The following is a 15,902-nucleotide window of genomic DNA, read 5'->3' on the forward strand; positions in this document are numbered from 1 at the left end:
TTCCTCCTCTCAAAAGGTGATAGACAAACAGGAGGCCGTATGGCCTCCTAATGTCAGGTCGGGTTATTAACCAAGCGTAATATCTGTAACTTGACGTTCAACGATACGCGCACTCTCTTTTTTAACGAGATCACCGCCTGATGAGATAAAGGCATTCTCGGTCACGATTGTATCCATGACCGTGTTGATTAAGGCAGGATCAACCGGTTCAACCGGTGCATCGAGTGACAATGTCACGATTTTATCATCGGCATTTCTAAATTTAAGTTCTAAAACTTTCATAGTATAGCCACCTCCTTTCTTAAAAAATCAGCGTGATTGATTACTCTGGAGAGATCAGAGACGTGTCATTACGCTTGATTTCCATTAAGGGATACTGTTGAAGCGAGCTAAGCGCGTTACTTACGACAAGTAATGCATCCGGTGTTGCGTCGGTTTTGACGTTGTTAAATGACTTTGTTTTCACAACGTCTTTACCTTCTAAATCTACGCCAGTAATGAAGTATAACTGTAAACGTGTGTTTGTGGTTACTTGAGTTGCCATGGTGCCTCACCTCCTTTCACAACTATAATCGTCATGAGAAAATAAAGGAGGCGGGAAATAGGTGACTAATTGTGCTATGATAATATCTAATTTTCAAATTATATTATCTAATCCAATTTTGAGTAGAGGTGCAAAATGATAACATATCCAGTATTTACAAATGATTCAACAATCGGAGTAACAGCGCCATCATCGGGTGTTGGAGAAGATCTACATAATATACTCAATCAAGCAATTAAAAGAATGCAAACTAAAGGATTTAACGTTGTTTCAGGGGACACTGCTTGGACTCAAATTAAAGCAAAGTCCGCATCTGCAATCCAACGTGCCAAAGAGTTTAACTCAATGATTCAAAGTGATGAAATTGAAGTTATTATTCCTCCATGGGGTGGGGAGCTTTTAATCGAAATACTAGAATATGTTGAATTCGATAAGGTGCAAAACAAGTGGATCTTAGGCTATTCTGATCTAAGTGTATTGCTATTAGCTATCACATTAACAAAAGGTCTTGCAACAGCCCATGGAACAAATTTAGTTGATTTAAGAGGAGAATATTCGGATGAAACAACGGCTATGTGGGAGCCTGTTTTAGCAACTAATAGAGATGAAACGATTGTTCAAAAGTCGTCACAACTATATCAAAAGGAGTGGAGTCACAATAGTCCATCACCTTGCGTCTTTAATCTAACTGAAAAAACGTATTGGAAAACTATCGATAATGAACCATTTCATATAGAAGGTCGTCTTCTTGGTGGGTGCATTGATGTAATTCGCCATTTAATTGGAACGCCTTTTGGTGACGTAAGAACATTTAGAGATAAATACATAACTAATGAACCAGTTGTATGGTATTTAGAGAACTGTGAATTGAATACGACTGATTTAAGAAGGTCTTTGGTACAAATGAAGTTAGCAGGTTGGTTTGAAGGATGTTCAGGCATACTATTCGGTCGAAGTGATGCAAACGTACCTGTAAGTGGTTACACAATTGAAGACGTGTATGCAGATATTGCCCGTGAATTGCAAATACCGATTGCCTATGATATTGATTGCGGCCATGTGCCGCCACAGATTACTTTTATAAATGGGGCATATGCAGAACTCCGAGTAGAAGATGGAGAAGGCACTGTAAAACAGACTTTTAAGCCTTGATAAACACACTATCTAGAACAGGGATGTATGACGGTTAGTATCGGAAATGTCACTACATAAATACCGAATTCACCCATTAGAATCCGATGTAGTTTTATCAACGTATTTTTTACTGACAAGACAACAAATATAAATACACTCCGAAGCCTCTATATGTAAACATATTGACTGAATCATTGGTATTGTTATTTTGATTGGTGTGATAAAGTGGCTTACGTACCTGATGGCGGAGCCATAGAATCAAATCAGAGCCGTGTTTCTTATCGCATGAAGAAGCGTGGCGTGCATTGGAGTTAAGCAGGTGCTCTAGGTATGGTCAAGCTTCGTCAAGTACGCGCGAATAACATGTTAAGAACTGTGTGCCTAAATCATTCATCGCGGTAGAAAAAAACGCACACTTAAATCTTTATTTAATCATCTTACCGAGAACAACTTGATACACACTGACTAAAATGTCCGACAGAAATTCCACGATAGATATGGTATACTATTGGGAGAAATTAAAAAGAGACAAAGGCGGGAGCAATCATGACAAAAAAACTCATCTTCTTCGATATTGATGGCACGCTGTTAAACCATGATAAACAGTTACCAGAAAAAGCGATCGAAGCGATACACAGATTAAAAGAAAAAGGCCATATCGTCGCCATCGCGACTGGACGTGGTCCATTTATGTATGAAGATATTCGCAAAACACTCGGCGTAGATACTTACGTCAGTTATAATGGATCGTTCGTCGTCTATGAAGAAAATGTGATTTATACAGCACCTCTTGATAAGCGTGCCCTGCTTCAACTTGAAGTAGAGGGACATGAAAATAACCATCCGATGATGTTTATGGATCATCAAAATATGCGTCAAAACGTGGAGAATCACCCATCGATTGATGAAAGTATCGCGACCCTTAAGTTAACTTTTACCCCAGATTATGATCCGAGTTATCATGCAGGACGTGACCTTTATCAAGCATTGTTCTTTGTGGACCAAGAAGAAATCAAACAATATGAAGGTCGTTATCCAGAGTTTGAATTTGTCCGTTGGCACCCACTTTCCGTTGATATTTTACCGGCAGGTGGCTCGAAATGGCGCGGAATTAAACAATTAATTGACTACTTAAACATCGACCCAAGTGATGTCTATGCTTTTGGCGATGGATTGAATGACGTTGAGATGCTCGAAAATATTCACAACAGTGTGGCGATGGGCAACGGCTGTTCAGAGGCGAAGCAAGTCGCAGATTATGTAACGGCTGATGTTGACGAAGATGGGTTGTATCTAGGTATTAAAGAAATGGGCTTGATTTAAAGCGTAAAACAGTTCAAATGCATAACTGTACGAAGAATTAGGAGGGTCTGGTGGATGGATAAAGTGCTACATCTGTTGCTGGTGATCATGTTACTTGTTATAGTGGTATTAACGTATCGTGTTTTTTTTCATTTACCAACGGACCCACTAGCATTAGGAGAGCTCCAAGTAAGTCTAGCCAGTGCTTACCTGATTTTTTTAGTCCTATTATTTTTTCAACAACATAAAAAGTAACCCGATTTTCTTGAATAATGAAGGCATAACAAAAGACTATTACTTTCAGCGCTTTTTCTGAAGGGTAGTCTTTTTTTATTGTATGATAATGGTAAGACAGTGAGCGAAGACTGATTCAGTGCTTATCTGACTAGTGAATAAGCAAAAGAAGTTCGTTCGTTAGACTATTCGTTTTCATTATTTTCTGATATTATATTAGTCATTGGGATAAAGAGGTGAGGTAGTGATGGTATGTTATGGGTGCACTGAAACAGTCAGGCGTACACCAGAAGAAGTGGAACAACTCGTGAGTGAACAATTATCGTTTGAAACAGACCTTGTTTCAGAAGATACTTATCAAAAACGACTGGCACATTGTTACGCTTGTGATCAGTTAGATTATGATACAACGTGCCGTGTATGTGGCTGCTTTGTGCAATTTAGAGCTAGACTCAGTTATAAAGCGTGCCCACATATAGAAGAAAAAAGATGGGATAAGGTTAATACATAAACGAAGGGGAAGATAAAGATGGAACAACAAATATTTGACTGGATGGATCAGATTGAACAGGATTTACTTGATATTCGGACGCACTTATTTGAAAACCCAGAGCTCGGCGATCAGGAATTTATCGCACAAGAAACGTTAGTCGATTATTTAACGCAACATGCCTTTACGGTAGAGACGGGATTGGTTGAGCGACCAACGTCATTCCGGGCGACGTATAAAGGGAATAAAGAGGGTCCGACGATTGGTATTATGGCTGAATATGATGCCTTACCGGGTGTTGGTCATGGTTGTGGCCATAACTTAATTGCGACGATGGGAATTGGTGCAGGTATTCTATTAAGTAAAGTGATTGATGAATCTGGTGGCACAGTCATTGTTTACGGAACGCCAGCTGAAGAAACAAATGGTGCGAAAGTGCCGATGGCAGACGAAGGTCTGTTTGATGTGTGTGACGTGGCGATGATGGTGCACCCAGCAGGCGTATCAGCGAAAAGTGGCGAGTCACTGGCGATGGATGCGATTGAGTTTCGTTATGAAGGGAAGACAAGCCATGCGGCAGCGTCACCTGAAGAGGGCATTAATGCGCTTGACAGTGTGATTCAACTCTTTAACGGTATTAACGCTTTAAGACAGCACGTAAAAGATGACGTCAGAATTCATGGCGTGATTACAGAAGGTGGTCAAGCAGCCAACGTTGTCCCAGATCTTGCGATCAGCCAGTTCTATATTCGTGCAAAAGAACGTTACTATGTCGATGACGTCGTAGAAAAAGTGAAGAAAATCGCTGAAGGTGCAGCTCTTATGACCGGTGCAACGTTATCGATGAGAAATTACGAACTCAGCTATGATAACATGATTACGAATGAAACATTATCGAATATTTATACAGAACAACTTTATAAGGCTGGTGAGACGGAGATTGAAGAAGCGCGTGGTGGTTTAGGTTCTATGGACATCGGTAATGTCAGTCATAGAGTGCCGTCGATTCATCCTTACATTGGTATGGGTAAAGCAGGACTTGTCGCACATACGACGGATTTTAGAGACCAAACGATGACAGAGGGCGGGGAACTTGCCTTAAGACGTGGGGCGCTTTCGATGGCATTAACTGGCCTGAAATGCTTGACAGATCAAGATTTATTGGCAGAAATCAAACAAGAATTTGCGAACAGAAAAAAATAATTTAATGATTTTTAAATTTTTCACTTCCCAAAAGCAAATAAATTTGTTAAAATTCATAATCATGAATAAATATACAAATGAAGGGGAGAAAAAAATGAAAAAACTTACGATGCTTTTTCTTATGTTAGTGGCGACATTAATGATTGGTTTAACAGCTTGTGGTGCTGGTGAAGGAGATGCCTTACCAGATGTCGATAATACAGGCGGAGATGAATCAGCAGAAGATACAGACAGTGAAACAGATGATACAGACGCAGAATCAGATGATGAAGATAATATTTTAGTGATGGCCACATCACCGGATTACCCACCGTTTGAGTCATTAGATGTGGACGGGGAATTTGTTGGTTTTGATATTGAACTGGCGAAACTCATTGCGGAAGAACTCGGTATGGAACTTGAGATTCGCGATATGAAATTTGATGGGTTAATTGGTGCGCTACAAGCAGAGCGTGTGGATATGGTGCTTTCAGGCATGTCAGCAACAGAGAATCGTCGTCAAAACGTTGATTTCTCAATCGAGTATCACTCATCAGGTGAAATGTTTGTGACACGTAAAGATGAACCAATGACAGATTTAGCTGATTTAGAAGGAAAAACGGTTGGGGTTCAGCTTGGGACAATCCAAGAAGAAGGCGCAAAAGCGATTCAAGAAGACTATGACTTTGAGCTAAAAGCTTTAGATGATGCGCAGATGCTTGTCCAAGAACTAATCACAAACCGTGTCGATGTGATTTACTTAGATAAGCAAGTAGCTAAAGGCTTTATTGAAGCACAAGACTTAGCTGGATTTGACGATCCAACGGATGCTTCACCAGGTATGGCTGTTGCCCTACCTAAAGGAAGTGCTCTTTTAGAAGATGTGAACGCAGCGCTTGAGAGCATTATCGATAGTGGGAAACTACAAGAGCTAGAAGATGAGTTTTTAGCTGAAGAAGAATAAATAGTTTAAAAAAGTATTTTTAAACAAAACAACAAGAAATTTAATAAGGAATGAGGTGTAAGGCATGAATTTGGATTGGAGCCAAATCGTGCCTTATATTCCTTTTATGTTGGAAGGAATATGGGTCACGTTACAATTCGTCATCGTCTCGATTGTGATTGGATTTATTATTGGGACAGTACTGGCATTATTTAAAATAGGATCAATGAAACCGCTCCGTATATTTGCGGATTTTTATACATCGATGTTCCGCGGAACACCGCTGATTTTACAATTAATGATTATTTATTTAGCTGTACCGCAGTTAACAGGTTATGATATTTCGCCGTTCTTATCTGCCATCTTAGCGTTCGGGTTAAATTCATCCGCGTACGTATCAGAAATTATTCGAGCGGGTATTAGTGCGGTCGATAAAGGACAAACAGAAGCGGCCATGGCCCTTGGTGTGCCGTATCGACAGATGATGATTGATATTATCTTGCCGCAAGCACTTAAAAACATTTTACCTGCTTTAATGAACGAATTTATTACGTTAACAAAGGAATCGGCGATTGTGTCAACGATTGGTTATTTGGATTTGATGCGCCGTGGACAGGTCGTAGGCGCCAATCTTTACCGTCCTTTCGAGCCATTGTTGTTCATTGGTCTGATTTACTGGGGCCTCGTGATGGTGTTAAGCTTAATGGGTAAATGGGTTGAAGGGAGATTGAGTAAAGGTGATTAATGTCGAGCATTTATATAAGCGTTTTGGTAAAAACGAGGTATTGAAGGATATTTCGATTGATATTAAACAAGGGGAAGTTGTCTCCGTCATTGGACCGAGTGGTTCTGGTAAATCAACATTTTTACGTTGTATTAACTTACTTGAGACACCAACGGAAGGCAAAATCAGTGTCGCTGGTGTGGATTTAACGGATAAAAACACGAACGTCACAAAGGCGCGCGAAAAAATAGGGATGGTGTTTCAACATTTTCATTTATTTCCTCACCTAACCGTGCTTGAGAATTTAACTTATGCGCCGTTAAAGGTAAAACGATTGTCAAAAGCTGAGGCTGAAGAAAAGGCGTTAGTATTACTTGACCGTGTCGGTTTAAGTGATAAAAAAGATAGCTATCCAAATAGCTTATCGGGTGGACAAAAACAGCGGGTGGCCATTGCGAGAGCGTTAGCGATGGAACCAGACCTCATGTTATTTGATGAACCTACATCGGCCCTTGATCCAGAAATGGTAAAAGAAGTGTTAGATGTTATGAAAGACTTGGCTGAGTCTGGCATGACGATGCTTGTCGTGACCCATGAGATGGGCTTTGCGCGTGAAGTCGCAGACCGGGTGATTTTCTTAGATCAAGGCTTATTAATTGAAGAAGGCGAACCTCATGCATTTTTCAGTCAGCCTAAATCAGAACGAGCGAAAGATTTTCTGGATAAAATTTTATAAACACACCCTCGAACATCAGTGGCACGTGCTACTGATGTTTTCTTGTTATCATCCATCCACTAAAGGTCATGGTCAAATGCGTTGCTTAATCAATAGAATCATCATATAATGTGACTAAGAGCACAAGAATGATAGTAAAACAGGGAGGAGGATCGTTATGCAAACCATTAACCCAAAGGCGTTACCCCCATTTATTCAACAAGAAATGGATAAAATTGCGACGATGATCCGTCCATTAATGAAAAAAGTGTCGCTCTTTTATATGATTGGCTTGCCGCTCTTCATTGTAGGGGTCTTAAATATGGTGTTGCCGTTTCTTAGTTCCGAATTCAGTTCGATTTCGATGACGGCTCGTACGGTATATGCGCTCGTTGCGGCCGTTGGTCTCAGTTTGTTTAGAGAATCACAGTTTTTGAAAAAACAAATGCACCAAATTGTAAAGCGTTATATCGCTGAACGCATTAAAAAAAGCCTTGTCATTGAAGAACATGAGAAAACACGCTACGTCACGCGAGTGAATAAACAAAAACAGATGGACTTGCCACTCTTCTTTCATTTTCTAACTGAAGAACATAAACGAAAAGAAAGACAATATAGGTAACGACTTAAACCAATCACGACGCTACGTGGTTGGTTTTTAATAGTTAAAACAAAGAAACGGCGGCATTGGTCGTAAAAATGTGTTTTTCTGTTGTTTTACATCGAATGATACATTAAAATGGAAAGAGATAATCTAGTGAAAGTGCAAGAGATGAGGTGAGAGAATGGATTTAATCAGAGCGGCGATGGCTGACCCATTTAATAATATTTTAGGCCTATTTATTTATTTCTTAGCTGTTGTAGGCATTACCGTACTAACATTGACTTTATTGTTACATTTGATTCCTAATCCGTTATCAAGGCGTATAAGAAGTGCGATTATCGGTACATTGACGGTCATCATTATTGTACTGTGGGTGTTGCTTGTTTTTTAATAAGTACGGTGAATAAGTGGTCTTCGGCCATTTATTTTTTTTGCTTTTTTGTAACCGCATTCAACTATGTTATAATGGGATTGATTAATATGTTAAAAGAGTAAAATAAAGGAGTGAGGACATGGAAGTCACAGAAATAAAACCGATGATGGACCAGATTAGAAAAGAGATACATAAAGTGATGGTTGGTCAAGACGCGGCGATTGATTTAGTATTAATGAGCTTACTTGCCAATCGTCATACATTATTAGAAGACGTGCCGGGTACAGGTAAGACGTTACTTGCCAAGACACTGGCTAAAGCGATTGATTGTTCGTTTAACCGAGTACAGTTTACCCCGGATTTATTGCCGAGTGACGTGATTGGTTCAACGATTTTCCGGCAAAAAGATGAAGTGTTTGAATTTAATCAAGGACCGATTTTTACGAATATCTTATTAGCCGATGAAATCAACCGGGCGACGCCAAGAACACAGTCAAGTTTATTGGAAGCAATGGAAGAACGTCAAGTCACCGTAGATCGAACCACCCACACATTAGCTTCGCCTTTCTTCGTGTTAGCTACCCAAAATCCGCTTGAAAGTCAAGGGACCTTTCCGTTGCCTGAAGCACAACTGGACCGGTTTTTTATTAAAATCAGCTTAGGCTATCCAACGCATGACGATGCTTTAGCGGTACTGAAGCGATTTAAAACAGCGGATCCTTTAACAACGGTTGAGCCGGTTATTACAAAGGAGACGTTAATTGAAGCTCAAGCAGTTTTTACCGATGTCTATATCGACGAGGTCATGTATGACTATATCATTCATTTAACTGAAGCAACGCGACACCATGAAGCGGTGGAAGTTGGATTATCTCCAAGAGGGATGCAAAATCTATTGCGGGCGACGCTTAGTTACGCGGCAATTAAGGGGAGAGACTACGTGATACCAGATGACGTGAAAGCAGTCTTTGGTCCTGTTGTGGCGCACCGCTTAAGTTTTGAACCCATGGCATCTGAACGACCTCTGGTCCTGGTAAAAGATATCCTTGAAAGTGTAGCAGCTCCAACAGAAGTTAAAGGTTCTGATTCAAAATGAATCTTGCCTGGCTGATTATCTTTGTTGTGGCGATTATTTATCTTCAAAGTGTTTTCTTTCAAAAGTTTGGTTTTAAAGGGCTCACGTATAACCGGTCATTTAATAAACAGACCGCATTTCCAAACGAAAAAATTGAAATTATTGATGAGATAACGAATCGAAAATTATTGCCGCTCCCTTGGGTGAGTGTTGAAGCGAAAATGAGTCGTTATCTTGTGTCTGTCGTTAATGAAGAGATCTTAGAAGAAGATGCGTTTCATCAAACGTTGTTCTCGCTATTACCTTATCAACAAATTAAGCGGCGCCACCATATGGTCGTTAAAAAACGCGGCGTCTATCATTTGGCCTCAGTTGCTCTTACTTTAGGAGATATGTTTGGTTTTAGCGATACCTATCAATCACACGAAACGACGGGTAAATTAATTGTTTATCCGAAACTGTACCGAAAAAACACGTTACCTGAAGATGTCCAAGTTTTTTTAGGTGAACATGCGGTGAATCGGTGGATTATTGACGACCCCTTTTTAAAAATTGGGACACGTGACTATCAAACAGGTGATGCCAGTCATAAAATCAACTGGAAACAAACAGCTAAAAGGCGAGACTTACAAGTGAATGAACATGACCATACGCGAGAACTTGACTTAACGATTGTATTAAATGTTGATCAATCGGATGATATTTGGTTACCGGTCAATGATGATGCGCTATTTGAGGAAAGTATATCTATCGTTGGTTCCATGTTTTATCAACTCAATCAACAAGCGGCGCCGTTTCGTTTCTTAACAAATGCGGTCACAATCAACAATCGTCAGCCAGATTTAAATGATGTTCAATTGTTAGAGCAAGGCGTAGGGCAAGGCCACTATCAACAAGGATTAACCACGCTTAGTTACTTAATACCCGAACGTCAACATCATTTTAAACATGTCTTAGACTATTTGATCCGCCGTTCAACAGATGAAACACTCGTTATTCTAACACCAGTCATCACCGAAGTTATTACCACTCGCGTGGAGGCGTTAAAGAAAAACGGGAACCAGGTGACGCTGATTCTAATTAAGGCACCAAAGGAGGTGAGGTGATGTTTGGTCGCGCACTGTTTTTTAGTATGCTGGAAGCCTTCAGTCTCTTTCCAGTCTTTCTCTGGTTAAATGCCTTACTATTTAACGGGGTGTTTGAGGGAGAACGCCTCTTATTGTATTTTCTGATTTATCCACTTGCGACCGCATTGAGTTATATGCATCATCATCTCGTCTCACGCATCGTTTATACGATAGGCATTTTAGCTCTATATGCTGCGATGATTGATTTTTCTTCACGTGCAGTGATGCTTAGTGTGGGGTTATTTATTGCGATAGCTGTCCAACGCGGCTTCTTATACCGCTTATCTGACGCTGAAGCGGTCTTTCCACGTACCTTAATGTGGACCGTTAGTCTGCCGAGTTATTTTGTCAGTTATTTTTTCTTTCAATCAAGCACATTAGAAGATTGGCTTGTTGGCAGTGCCATTATTTTGATAGTAGGGTTATTGTTGTTGACCAATCATGAGCATTTGCAAGCAAAAGACCGACATCATGCTCATCAAAAAAGTATGTTAACAACGATTAAACGACAGAACTCTTTATATTTATTTGTCATTGTGATCGGTATCTTTCTACTTGTAAGGTACAATGTTGTGGCAGCTGGTATTGTTTTTCTTTTACGTCAATTGTTCTACTTACTCGGTCAAGGTGAACCGACAGAAGCCCCACCTGAAGAGAGCATGGGTCCGGTGGCGATGGATTTATCGAATATAGAGGTAAAGGACCCCTCACTGTTTGCACAAATCATGGACAAAGTATTAGAAATCTTAGCAATCGGTATTTTCTCGGTTGTTATACTCTTTTTAATCTACGTGTTATTGAAACGGCTACCGGGAATCGGCAAAAAAATTGAACGAGTTGTTGTCCGCCTTTATCACGTCTTATTTCATCGGCGGTTTCGAACAACCGATGTATCTACGGCTGCTTTTGAGGACGAAACACAACAAGTATTTCAGTGGCAAGCTTGGTTAAACAAGCGCAAAAATAGCTGGAAGAAAGCTGATAAAACGGTAAATTGGCGTGAATTAGATGTGAACAGTCAAGTGCGCTATTTGTTTAGACAACTAGTGGAAAAGGGAACGGCGATGGGTCTAGACTACAGAAAAAGCCAGACGGCTGCTGAGTATGTGTCGATGATGCCAGACGAATTATTTGACCAAGACGACTGGCAATCTCATGTGACAGAGTTGTATCAATTGGCGCGTTATTCCAAACATGATAGCCAATCGGTCGTAAGCTACCTGGAACAACTTGAGCGCCATCATTGAAGTGATGCTTCGGATATGTTATATTTATCTTGAAGTCAAGATAAAAGGTTACGCGGACTTCATTCTTAACGCACAGAATTATTTGAGAGGAGTCGAATCATGAAACATCTCTTTATTGAAAAAGATAAACAAAAACCTGTCTTTTTATTGCTGCACGGGACAGGAGGAACAGAACGTGATTTAATACCGGTTGCTGAACATATAGACCCTGACGCCTCCATTTTATCAGTCAGAGGCAATGTGAATGAAAATGGTATGGCCCGATACTTTAAACGGTTACGTGAAGGTGTTTTTGATGAGGAAAGCCTCGTGTCAGAAACAGAGACGCTTCATCAATTTTTAAATCAAGCAGCGAAAGAATATGACTTTGATCGACAAAAACTTGTCGCTTTAGGCTATTCGAATGGGGCTAACATTGCAGGGAGTTTACTGATGCATTATGAACATAGTTTAAGAAAAGCGATGCTCCTGCACCCAATGGTACCAAGACGCGGGATTGCTTATCCAACACAAGACAAAGTCAAGGTTTTTATCGGAGCGGGTCATAATGATCCACTCGTAGATAAAAGTGAAACAGAAGAATTAGTCGGTCTCTTTGAAGGACAAGGCATCGATGTATCGGTGACCTACACCAATCATGGACATGCGCTCTCAAATGAAGAAATAGCGAGCGCTAAAGCGTGGTATGAACAAAATGTGGTACATGAATGATAAATAAGAGCTGATCAACTTATGAACACTTACAGAAGCATCTCTTCTGTAAGTGTTTTTTGGTGCGCTTTTTAACTTTTTAAAAGCTATAAAGTTAGGTCCTATTTTGTGAAAATATAAAATAATATTAAAATAGGTCTTTACAAATAGCATTTATATACTATACTAATAAGTGTACTACTTGAACTAATACAGTTAATACACGTCATACAGTTAAGGTATAAATAGATGATCTCTAAGCATCATAAGTGGATGAGTGAAGGAAGGGGTGAGCCAAGTGTTTGATATTGATTTGCGCAGCCGGGATCCCATTTATCAGCAGCTTGTTGATAAATTTAAACAATTGATTATGAATCATATTTTAGAACCAGATGAAAAACTGCCATCCGTTCGTCAATTGGCTGAAGAGTTAACGGTGAACCCTAATACAATTCAAAAAGCTTACCGTCAATTGGAACAAGAAAATTTTATTTACTCAGTTAAAGGACGGGGTAGTTTTGTCCAAGTTCTTGAAAGTAATGTCGCGAGTGAAAAAATTCAAGACATTCGTAAAGATTTTGAGCACTTGTTAAAAGAAGCGTTGTTTCTTGGTGTAGAGGAAACAACATTGATTGAATGGGTTCAATCCGTTACAAAGAAAGCGAAGGAGGTAAGTGAAGATGATTAATGTGAGACAGGTACAGAAAAAATTCGAAAAAGAGCTTGTGGTTAATATAGATGAAGTGACGATTGAGCAAGGGACGATTTATGGCTTACTCGGATCTAATGGGGCGGGAAAAACAACGTTTCTGAAAATGTTATCAGGTATCATCAAACCAACGTCAGGCACGATTGTATTTGAAGACGAACCCATCTACGAGAATAAAAGATTGAAAGAACGTGTGATTTTCATTCCAGATCAACCGTTTTTCTTTCAACATTACTCAATTAAGCAACTAGCTGACTTTTACCGGGAACAATATCCATCGTTTAATGAAGCACGGTTTAATGAATGCGAGCGGATTTTTAAACTCGATACCAAGAAAAAAGTGCATACTTTCTCAAAAGGGATGCAGCGCCAAGTATCTTTTTGGCTCGCGCTATCCGCGATGCCGGATTACTTAATCTTGGATGAACCGTTTGATGGGCTAGATGCCGTTGTGAGAAAGAAAATAAAAAACTTAATTGTCCGTGACGTTGCTGAGCGCAATATGACCGTATTGATTTCATCACATAACTTGCGCGAAGTTGAAGATCTATGTAACTACATCGGCATTATTCACCGCGGTAAATATGTCATACACCGTGATATTGATGATTTGAAGACGGATGTGCATAAAGTTCAGATTGCTTATAAAACAGCACCTGACGATTTATTTGATGCCTTTAACGTGTTACATCATGAATCAAGAGGTTCTGTTCATATGTTTATTATAAAAGGTGACTTAGATATAATTGAAGGCTATATTCATACGACGTCACCAATCTTATATGATATTTTACCACTGACACTAGAAGAAATATTTGTGTATGAAATGGAGGGGATTGGCTATGCGATGGATCACGTCTTGGTGTAAAAAAGAATTAACCAAACAAAATTTTAGATTAGCAGGCTGGCTCTCTGTTGGATATTTTATCGTTTTATTTTTAAGTATCGTGATAGGACAAATCGATCGGTTTTCCCATATTAATAAAAACCCAAGCAATTATTACTATTATGATAATTTAATGATACACGGGGGATTTATTCCGGCCGTCCTTCTATTTATTATGCCGACATTAACTGCACTTGTCTTGTTTCGTTATCTACATAAGCAAGATGCCAGTGACTTTATTCATAGCTTACCAAGCACCCGAAAGACGATTTACTTGCACCATACGGTCTTTGGTATATTCAGCATCTTAATACCGCAAATTCTAACATATATCAGTCTTTTTATTGTGGATCAAGCAATGGATCATCAGAATTTGCTTGATTTGGCTGATATTAACCGTTGGTTTCACTTAAGTGCTTCAACAGGCCTTATCGTCTTTGCGGTTAGTGTGTTTGTGGCTATGTTGACAGGGGTTACGCTCGTTCAACTGATTTTCACGTATATTTTCTTATTCTTACCAGTCGGTTTAACATTTCTAGTGGTATTCAATATGCATTATGCCTTGCCAGGTCTATCGATGAATTATCTCGTAGAGGATGTGATTATTCACTTTTCACCCCTGACAGATTTAGAGCACGTGTTTATGGAAACTGATATGAACTGGACAAAAGTGATGATTTATTACGGGCTTGCGCTAACCATACTCGTTTTCAGTTATTTTCTATACAAGCGTCGTCCCGTTGAATCAGCCAACCAAGCGATTGCGTTCCATTCGTTGAAACCAATTTTTATCTACAGTTTTACTAGTAGCTTTACACTCATAGGTGGGATGTATTCAGGTATCTTTCAATATGAATTACCCATACTCTTTTTAATGTATATCATTTTTTCAGTGATTGGTTATTACATTAGTCAAATGATTGTTGAGAAAACATGGCGTGTATTTGGGAAAGTGAAACAATTGGGTTACTTTTTTGTTGTTGCGGCGTTAGTAATGATTGGCTTTAGCTTAGACGTGACAGGTTTTGTTCATCGTGTACCAGACCCTGATAAGGTTAAGGAAGTCTACGTGATTGATGATGATTATAATTTTACTGAGCGCGTAAACTATTACGGTAGACAACCTGGGTTCAATGACCCCGAAGATATAAAAAACATTCAAGCCCTTCATGAAGATTTAATCGACTCAGTCGAGCGTCATGACTTTTTAAATTATTATCGTTCAATTAAGATTGTGTACATTCTAGAGAATGGTTCTGAGATGGTTAGAGAATATAGTTTGGATGATGAAGAGTTTGAGCTATACGAGAACTATCACATCACCAACCATCCGATGTACCGCCGCTACAGTGAACCGTTGTTTTATATAAATCCAGCAAAAGCAAATAAAATTGAGGTTAAGTCTGAACATTATAACTATAAAGAATTAAAGATAACGAATCGCGATCAGATAATCGAGCTCATTGAACGCTTGCGTCAAGATACGTTGGCCTTACCCCAGGAAGATCATCTTAACTATATGATGAATTACCTAACAATCCATACTCCTGGTGAACAAGAAGTCTATATTAACTTAGCATATGAATATGAATCAACTTTACAATGGCTTGACGAACAAGGTTTAACAAAAGAAGCGTTAATTCTAACGGAGGATGTAGAAAGAATCGTTATCACGCCGTATAAAGAGGATTTATATCATGAGGCGGCGAGCTATGAAACAGCCTTTACTGATGATGAACGGACTATTTATACATCACCGGAAGCGATTGATCAATTGCTTAGACAAATGACAGCCGGCACAGGTGAACCCACTTATATGATGATGGTTTATTTAAAACAACTGAGTGAACCGTTGATGCGATCACTTGATGAAACGATTGTCTTTCCAGAATAACTGTCTTAAACGTTCCTAATCTAACGAAA

General features: G+C 39.4%; 19 protein-coding genes. 17 read left to right on the plus strand and 2 right to left on the minus strand.

Features of this window, described 5'->3' with window-relative positions:
* Positions 1 to 66 precede the first annotated feature (66 nt).
* Together BM390_RS04945 and BM390_RS04950 are read right to left on the minus strand one after the other, a co-directional pair.
* Positions 67 to 282, minus strand: a complete 216-nt coding sequence (locus BM390_RS04945) for a DUF2922 domain-containing protein (RefSeq protein WP_062322181.1) — start codon at positions 280 to 282, stop codon at positions 67 to 69.
* A gap of 40 nt (positions 283 to 322) precedes the next feature.
* Complete coding sequence (locus tag BM390_RS04950; RefSeq protein WP_062322179.1) at positions 323 to 544, minus strand: DUF1659 domain-containing protein; 222 nt, start codon at positions 542 to 544, stop codon at positions 323 to 325.
* 135 nt (positions 545 to 679) lie between these two features.
* Here BM390_RS04950 and BM390_RS04955 point away from each other — a divergent pair, with 135 nt between their 5' ends.
* The 17 genes from BM390_RS04955 (at position 680) to BM390_RS05035 (ending at position 15,873) form a co-directional block, all read left to right on the plus strand.
* Positions 680 to 1,696 (plus strand): S66 family peptidase, encoded by a 1,017-nt coding sequence (locus tag BM390_RS04955; RefSeq protein ID WP_062322177.1) that lies wholly within the window; start codon positions 680 to 682, stop codon positions 1,694 to 1,696.
* 528 nt (positions 1,697 to 2,224) lie between these two features.
* Complete coding sequence (locus BM390_RS04960) at positions 2,225 to 3,001, plus strand: Cof-type HAD-IIB family hydrolase (RefSeq protein ID WP_062322175.1); 777 nt, start codon at positions 2,225 to 2,227, stop codon at positions 2,999 to 3,001.
* 54 nt (positions 3,002 to 3,055) lie between these two features.
* Positions 3,056 to 3,235 carry a hypothetical protein gene (locus BM390_RS04965; RefSeq protein WP_062322173.1) on the plus strand — a complete coding sequence of 60 codons (180 nt, stop codon included), beginning with the start codon at positions 3,056 to 3,058 and terminating at the stop codon, positions 3,233 to 3,235.
* A gap of 226 nt (positions 3,236 to 3,461) precedes the next feature.
* Positions 3,462 to 3,725, plus strand: a complete 264-nt coding sequence (locus BM390_RS04970; protein WP_062322171.1) for a DUF6171 family protein — start codon at positions 3,462 to 3,464, stop codon at positions 3,723 to 3,725.
* Positions 3,726 to 3,743: 18 nt separating this feature from the next.
* Positions 3,744 to 4,907 carry a M20 family metallopeptidase gene (locus BM390_RS04975; RefSeq protein ID WP_062322169.1) on the plus strand — a complete coding sequence of 388 codons (1,164 nt, stop codon included), beginning with the start codon at positions 3,744 to 3,746 and terminating at the stop codon, positions 4,905 to 4,907.
* Positions 4,908 to 5,001: 94 nt separating this feature from the next.
* Positions 5,002 to 5,850, plus strand: a complete 849-nt coding sequence (locus tag BM390_RS04980; protein WP_062322167.1) for a transporter substrate-binding domain-containing protein — start codon at positions 5,002 to 5,004, stop codon at positions 5,848 to 5,850.
* Between the two features lie 64 nt (positions 5,851 to 5,914).
* Entirely contained in the window at positions 5,915 to 6,574 is a 660-nt protein-coding gene (locus tag BM390_RS04985) for an amino acid ABC transporter permease (RefSeq protein ID WP_062322166.1), read from the plus strand.
* Positions 6,567 to 7,289 carry an amino acid ABC transporter ATP-binding protein gene (locus tag BM390_RS04990; protein WP_062322164.1) on the plus strand — a complete coding sequence of 241 codons (723 nt, stop codon included), beginning with the start codon at positions 6,567 to 6,569 and terminating at the stop codon, positions 7,287 to 7,289. Before BM390_RS04985 ends, BM390_RS04990 begins: the two co-directional genes overlap by 8 nt.
* A gap of 157 nt (positions 7,290 to 7,446) precedes the next feature.
* Positions 7,447 to 7,890 (plus strand): DUF5392 family protein, encoded by a 444-nt coding sequence (locus tag BM390_RS04995; RefSeq protein WP_231631492.1) that lies wholly within the window; start codon positions 7,447 to 7,449, stop codon positions 7,888 to 7,890.
* A 163-nt stretch (positions 7,891 to 8,053) separates the two neighbouring features.
* Positions 8,054 to 8,263, plus strand: coding sequence for a hypothetical protein (locus BM390_RS05000; RefSeq protein WP_062322161.1), 210 nt, complete (start codon positions 8,054 to 8,056; stop codon positions 8,261 to 8,263).
* Between the two features lie 121 nt (positions 8,264 to 8,384).
* Positions 8,385 to 9,341 (plus strand): AAA family ATPase, encoded by a 957-nt coding sequence (locus tag BM390_RS05005; RefSeq protein ID WP_089853129.1) that lies wholly within the window; start codon positions 8,385 to 8,387, stop codon positions 9,339 to 9,341.
* Entirely contained in the window at positions 9,338 to 10,426 is a 1,089-nt protein-coding gene (locus tag BM390_RS05010) for a DUF58 domain-containing protein (protein ID WP_062322160.1), read from the plus strand. The genes BM390_RS05005 and BM390_RS05010 overlap by 4 nt, the downstream gene beginning before the upstream one ends.
* Positions 10,426 to 11,694 (plus strand): DUF4129 domain-containing protein, encoded by a 1,269-nt coding sequence (locus BM390_RS05015; RefSeq protein ID WP_062322158.1) that lies wholly within the window; start codon positions 10,426 to 10,428, stop codon positions 11,692 to 11,694. The genes BM390_RS05010 and BM390_RS05015 overlap by 1 nt, the downstream gene beginning before the upstream one ends.
* 99 nt (positions 11,695 to 11,793) lie before the next feature.
* On the plus strand, positions 11,794 to 12,405 hold the full coding sequence (locus BM390_RS05020) for an alpha/beta hydrolase (RefSeq protein ID WP_089853132.1): 612 nt from the start codon (positions 11,794 to 11,796) through the stop codon (positions 12,403 to 12,405).
* A gap of 277 nt (positions 12,406 to 12,682) precedes the next feature.
* A complete protein-coding gene (locus BM390_RS05025; RefSeq protein ID WP_062322156.1) occupies positions 12,683 to 13,072 on the plus strand; it encodes a GntR family transcriptional regulator in 390 nt (129 codons plus the stop codon).
* Entirely contained in the window at positions 13,065 to 13,961 is an 897-nt protein-coding gene (locus tag BM390_RS05030; protein WP_062322153.1) for an ABC transporter ATP-binding protein, read from the plus strand. The genes BM390_RS05025 and BM390_RS05030 overlap by 8 nt, the downstream gene beginning before the upstream one ends.
* Positions 13,936 to 15,873 carry an MFS transporter gene (locus tag BM390_RS05035; protein WP_062322151.1) on the plus strand — a complete coding sequence of 646 codons (1,938 nt, stop codon included), beginning with the start codon at positions 13,936 to 13,938 and terminating at the stop codon, positions 15,871 to 15,873. Before BM390_RS05030 ends, BM390_RS05035 begins: the two co-directional genes overlap by 26 nt.
* Positions 15,874 to 15,902 lie beyond the last annotated feature (29 nt).

The organism is Halolactibacillus miurensis (assembly GCF_900116255.1).
GTDB lineage: Bacteria > Bacillota > Bacilli > Bacillales > Amphibacillaceae > Halolactibacillus > Halolactibacillus miurensis.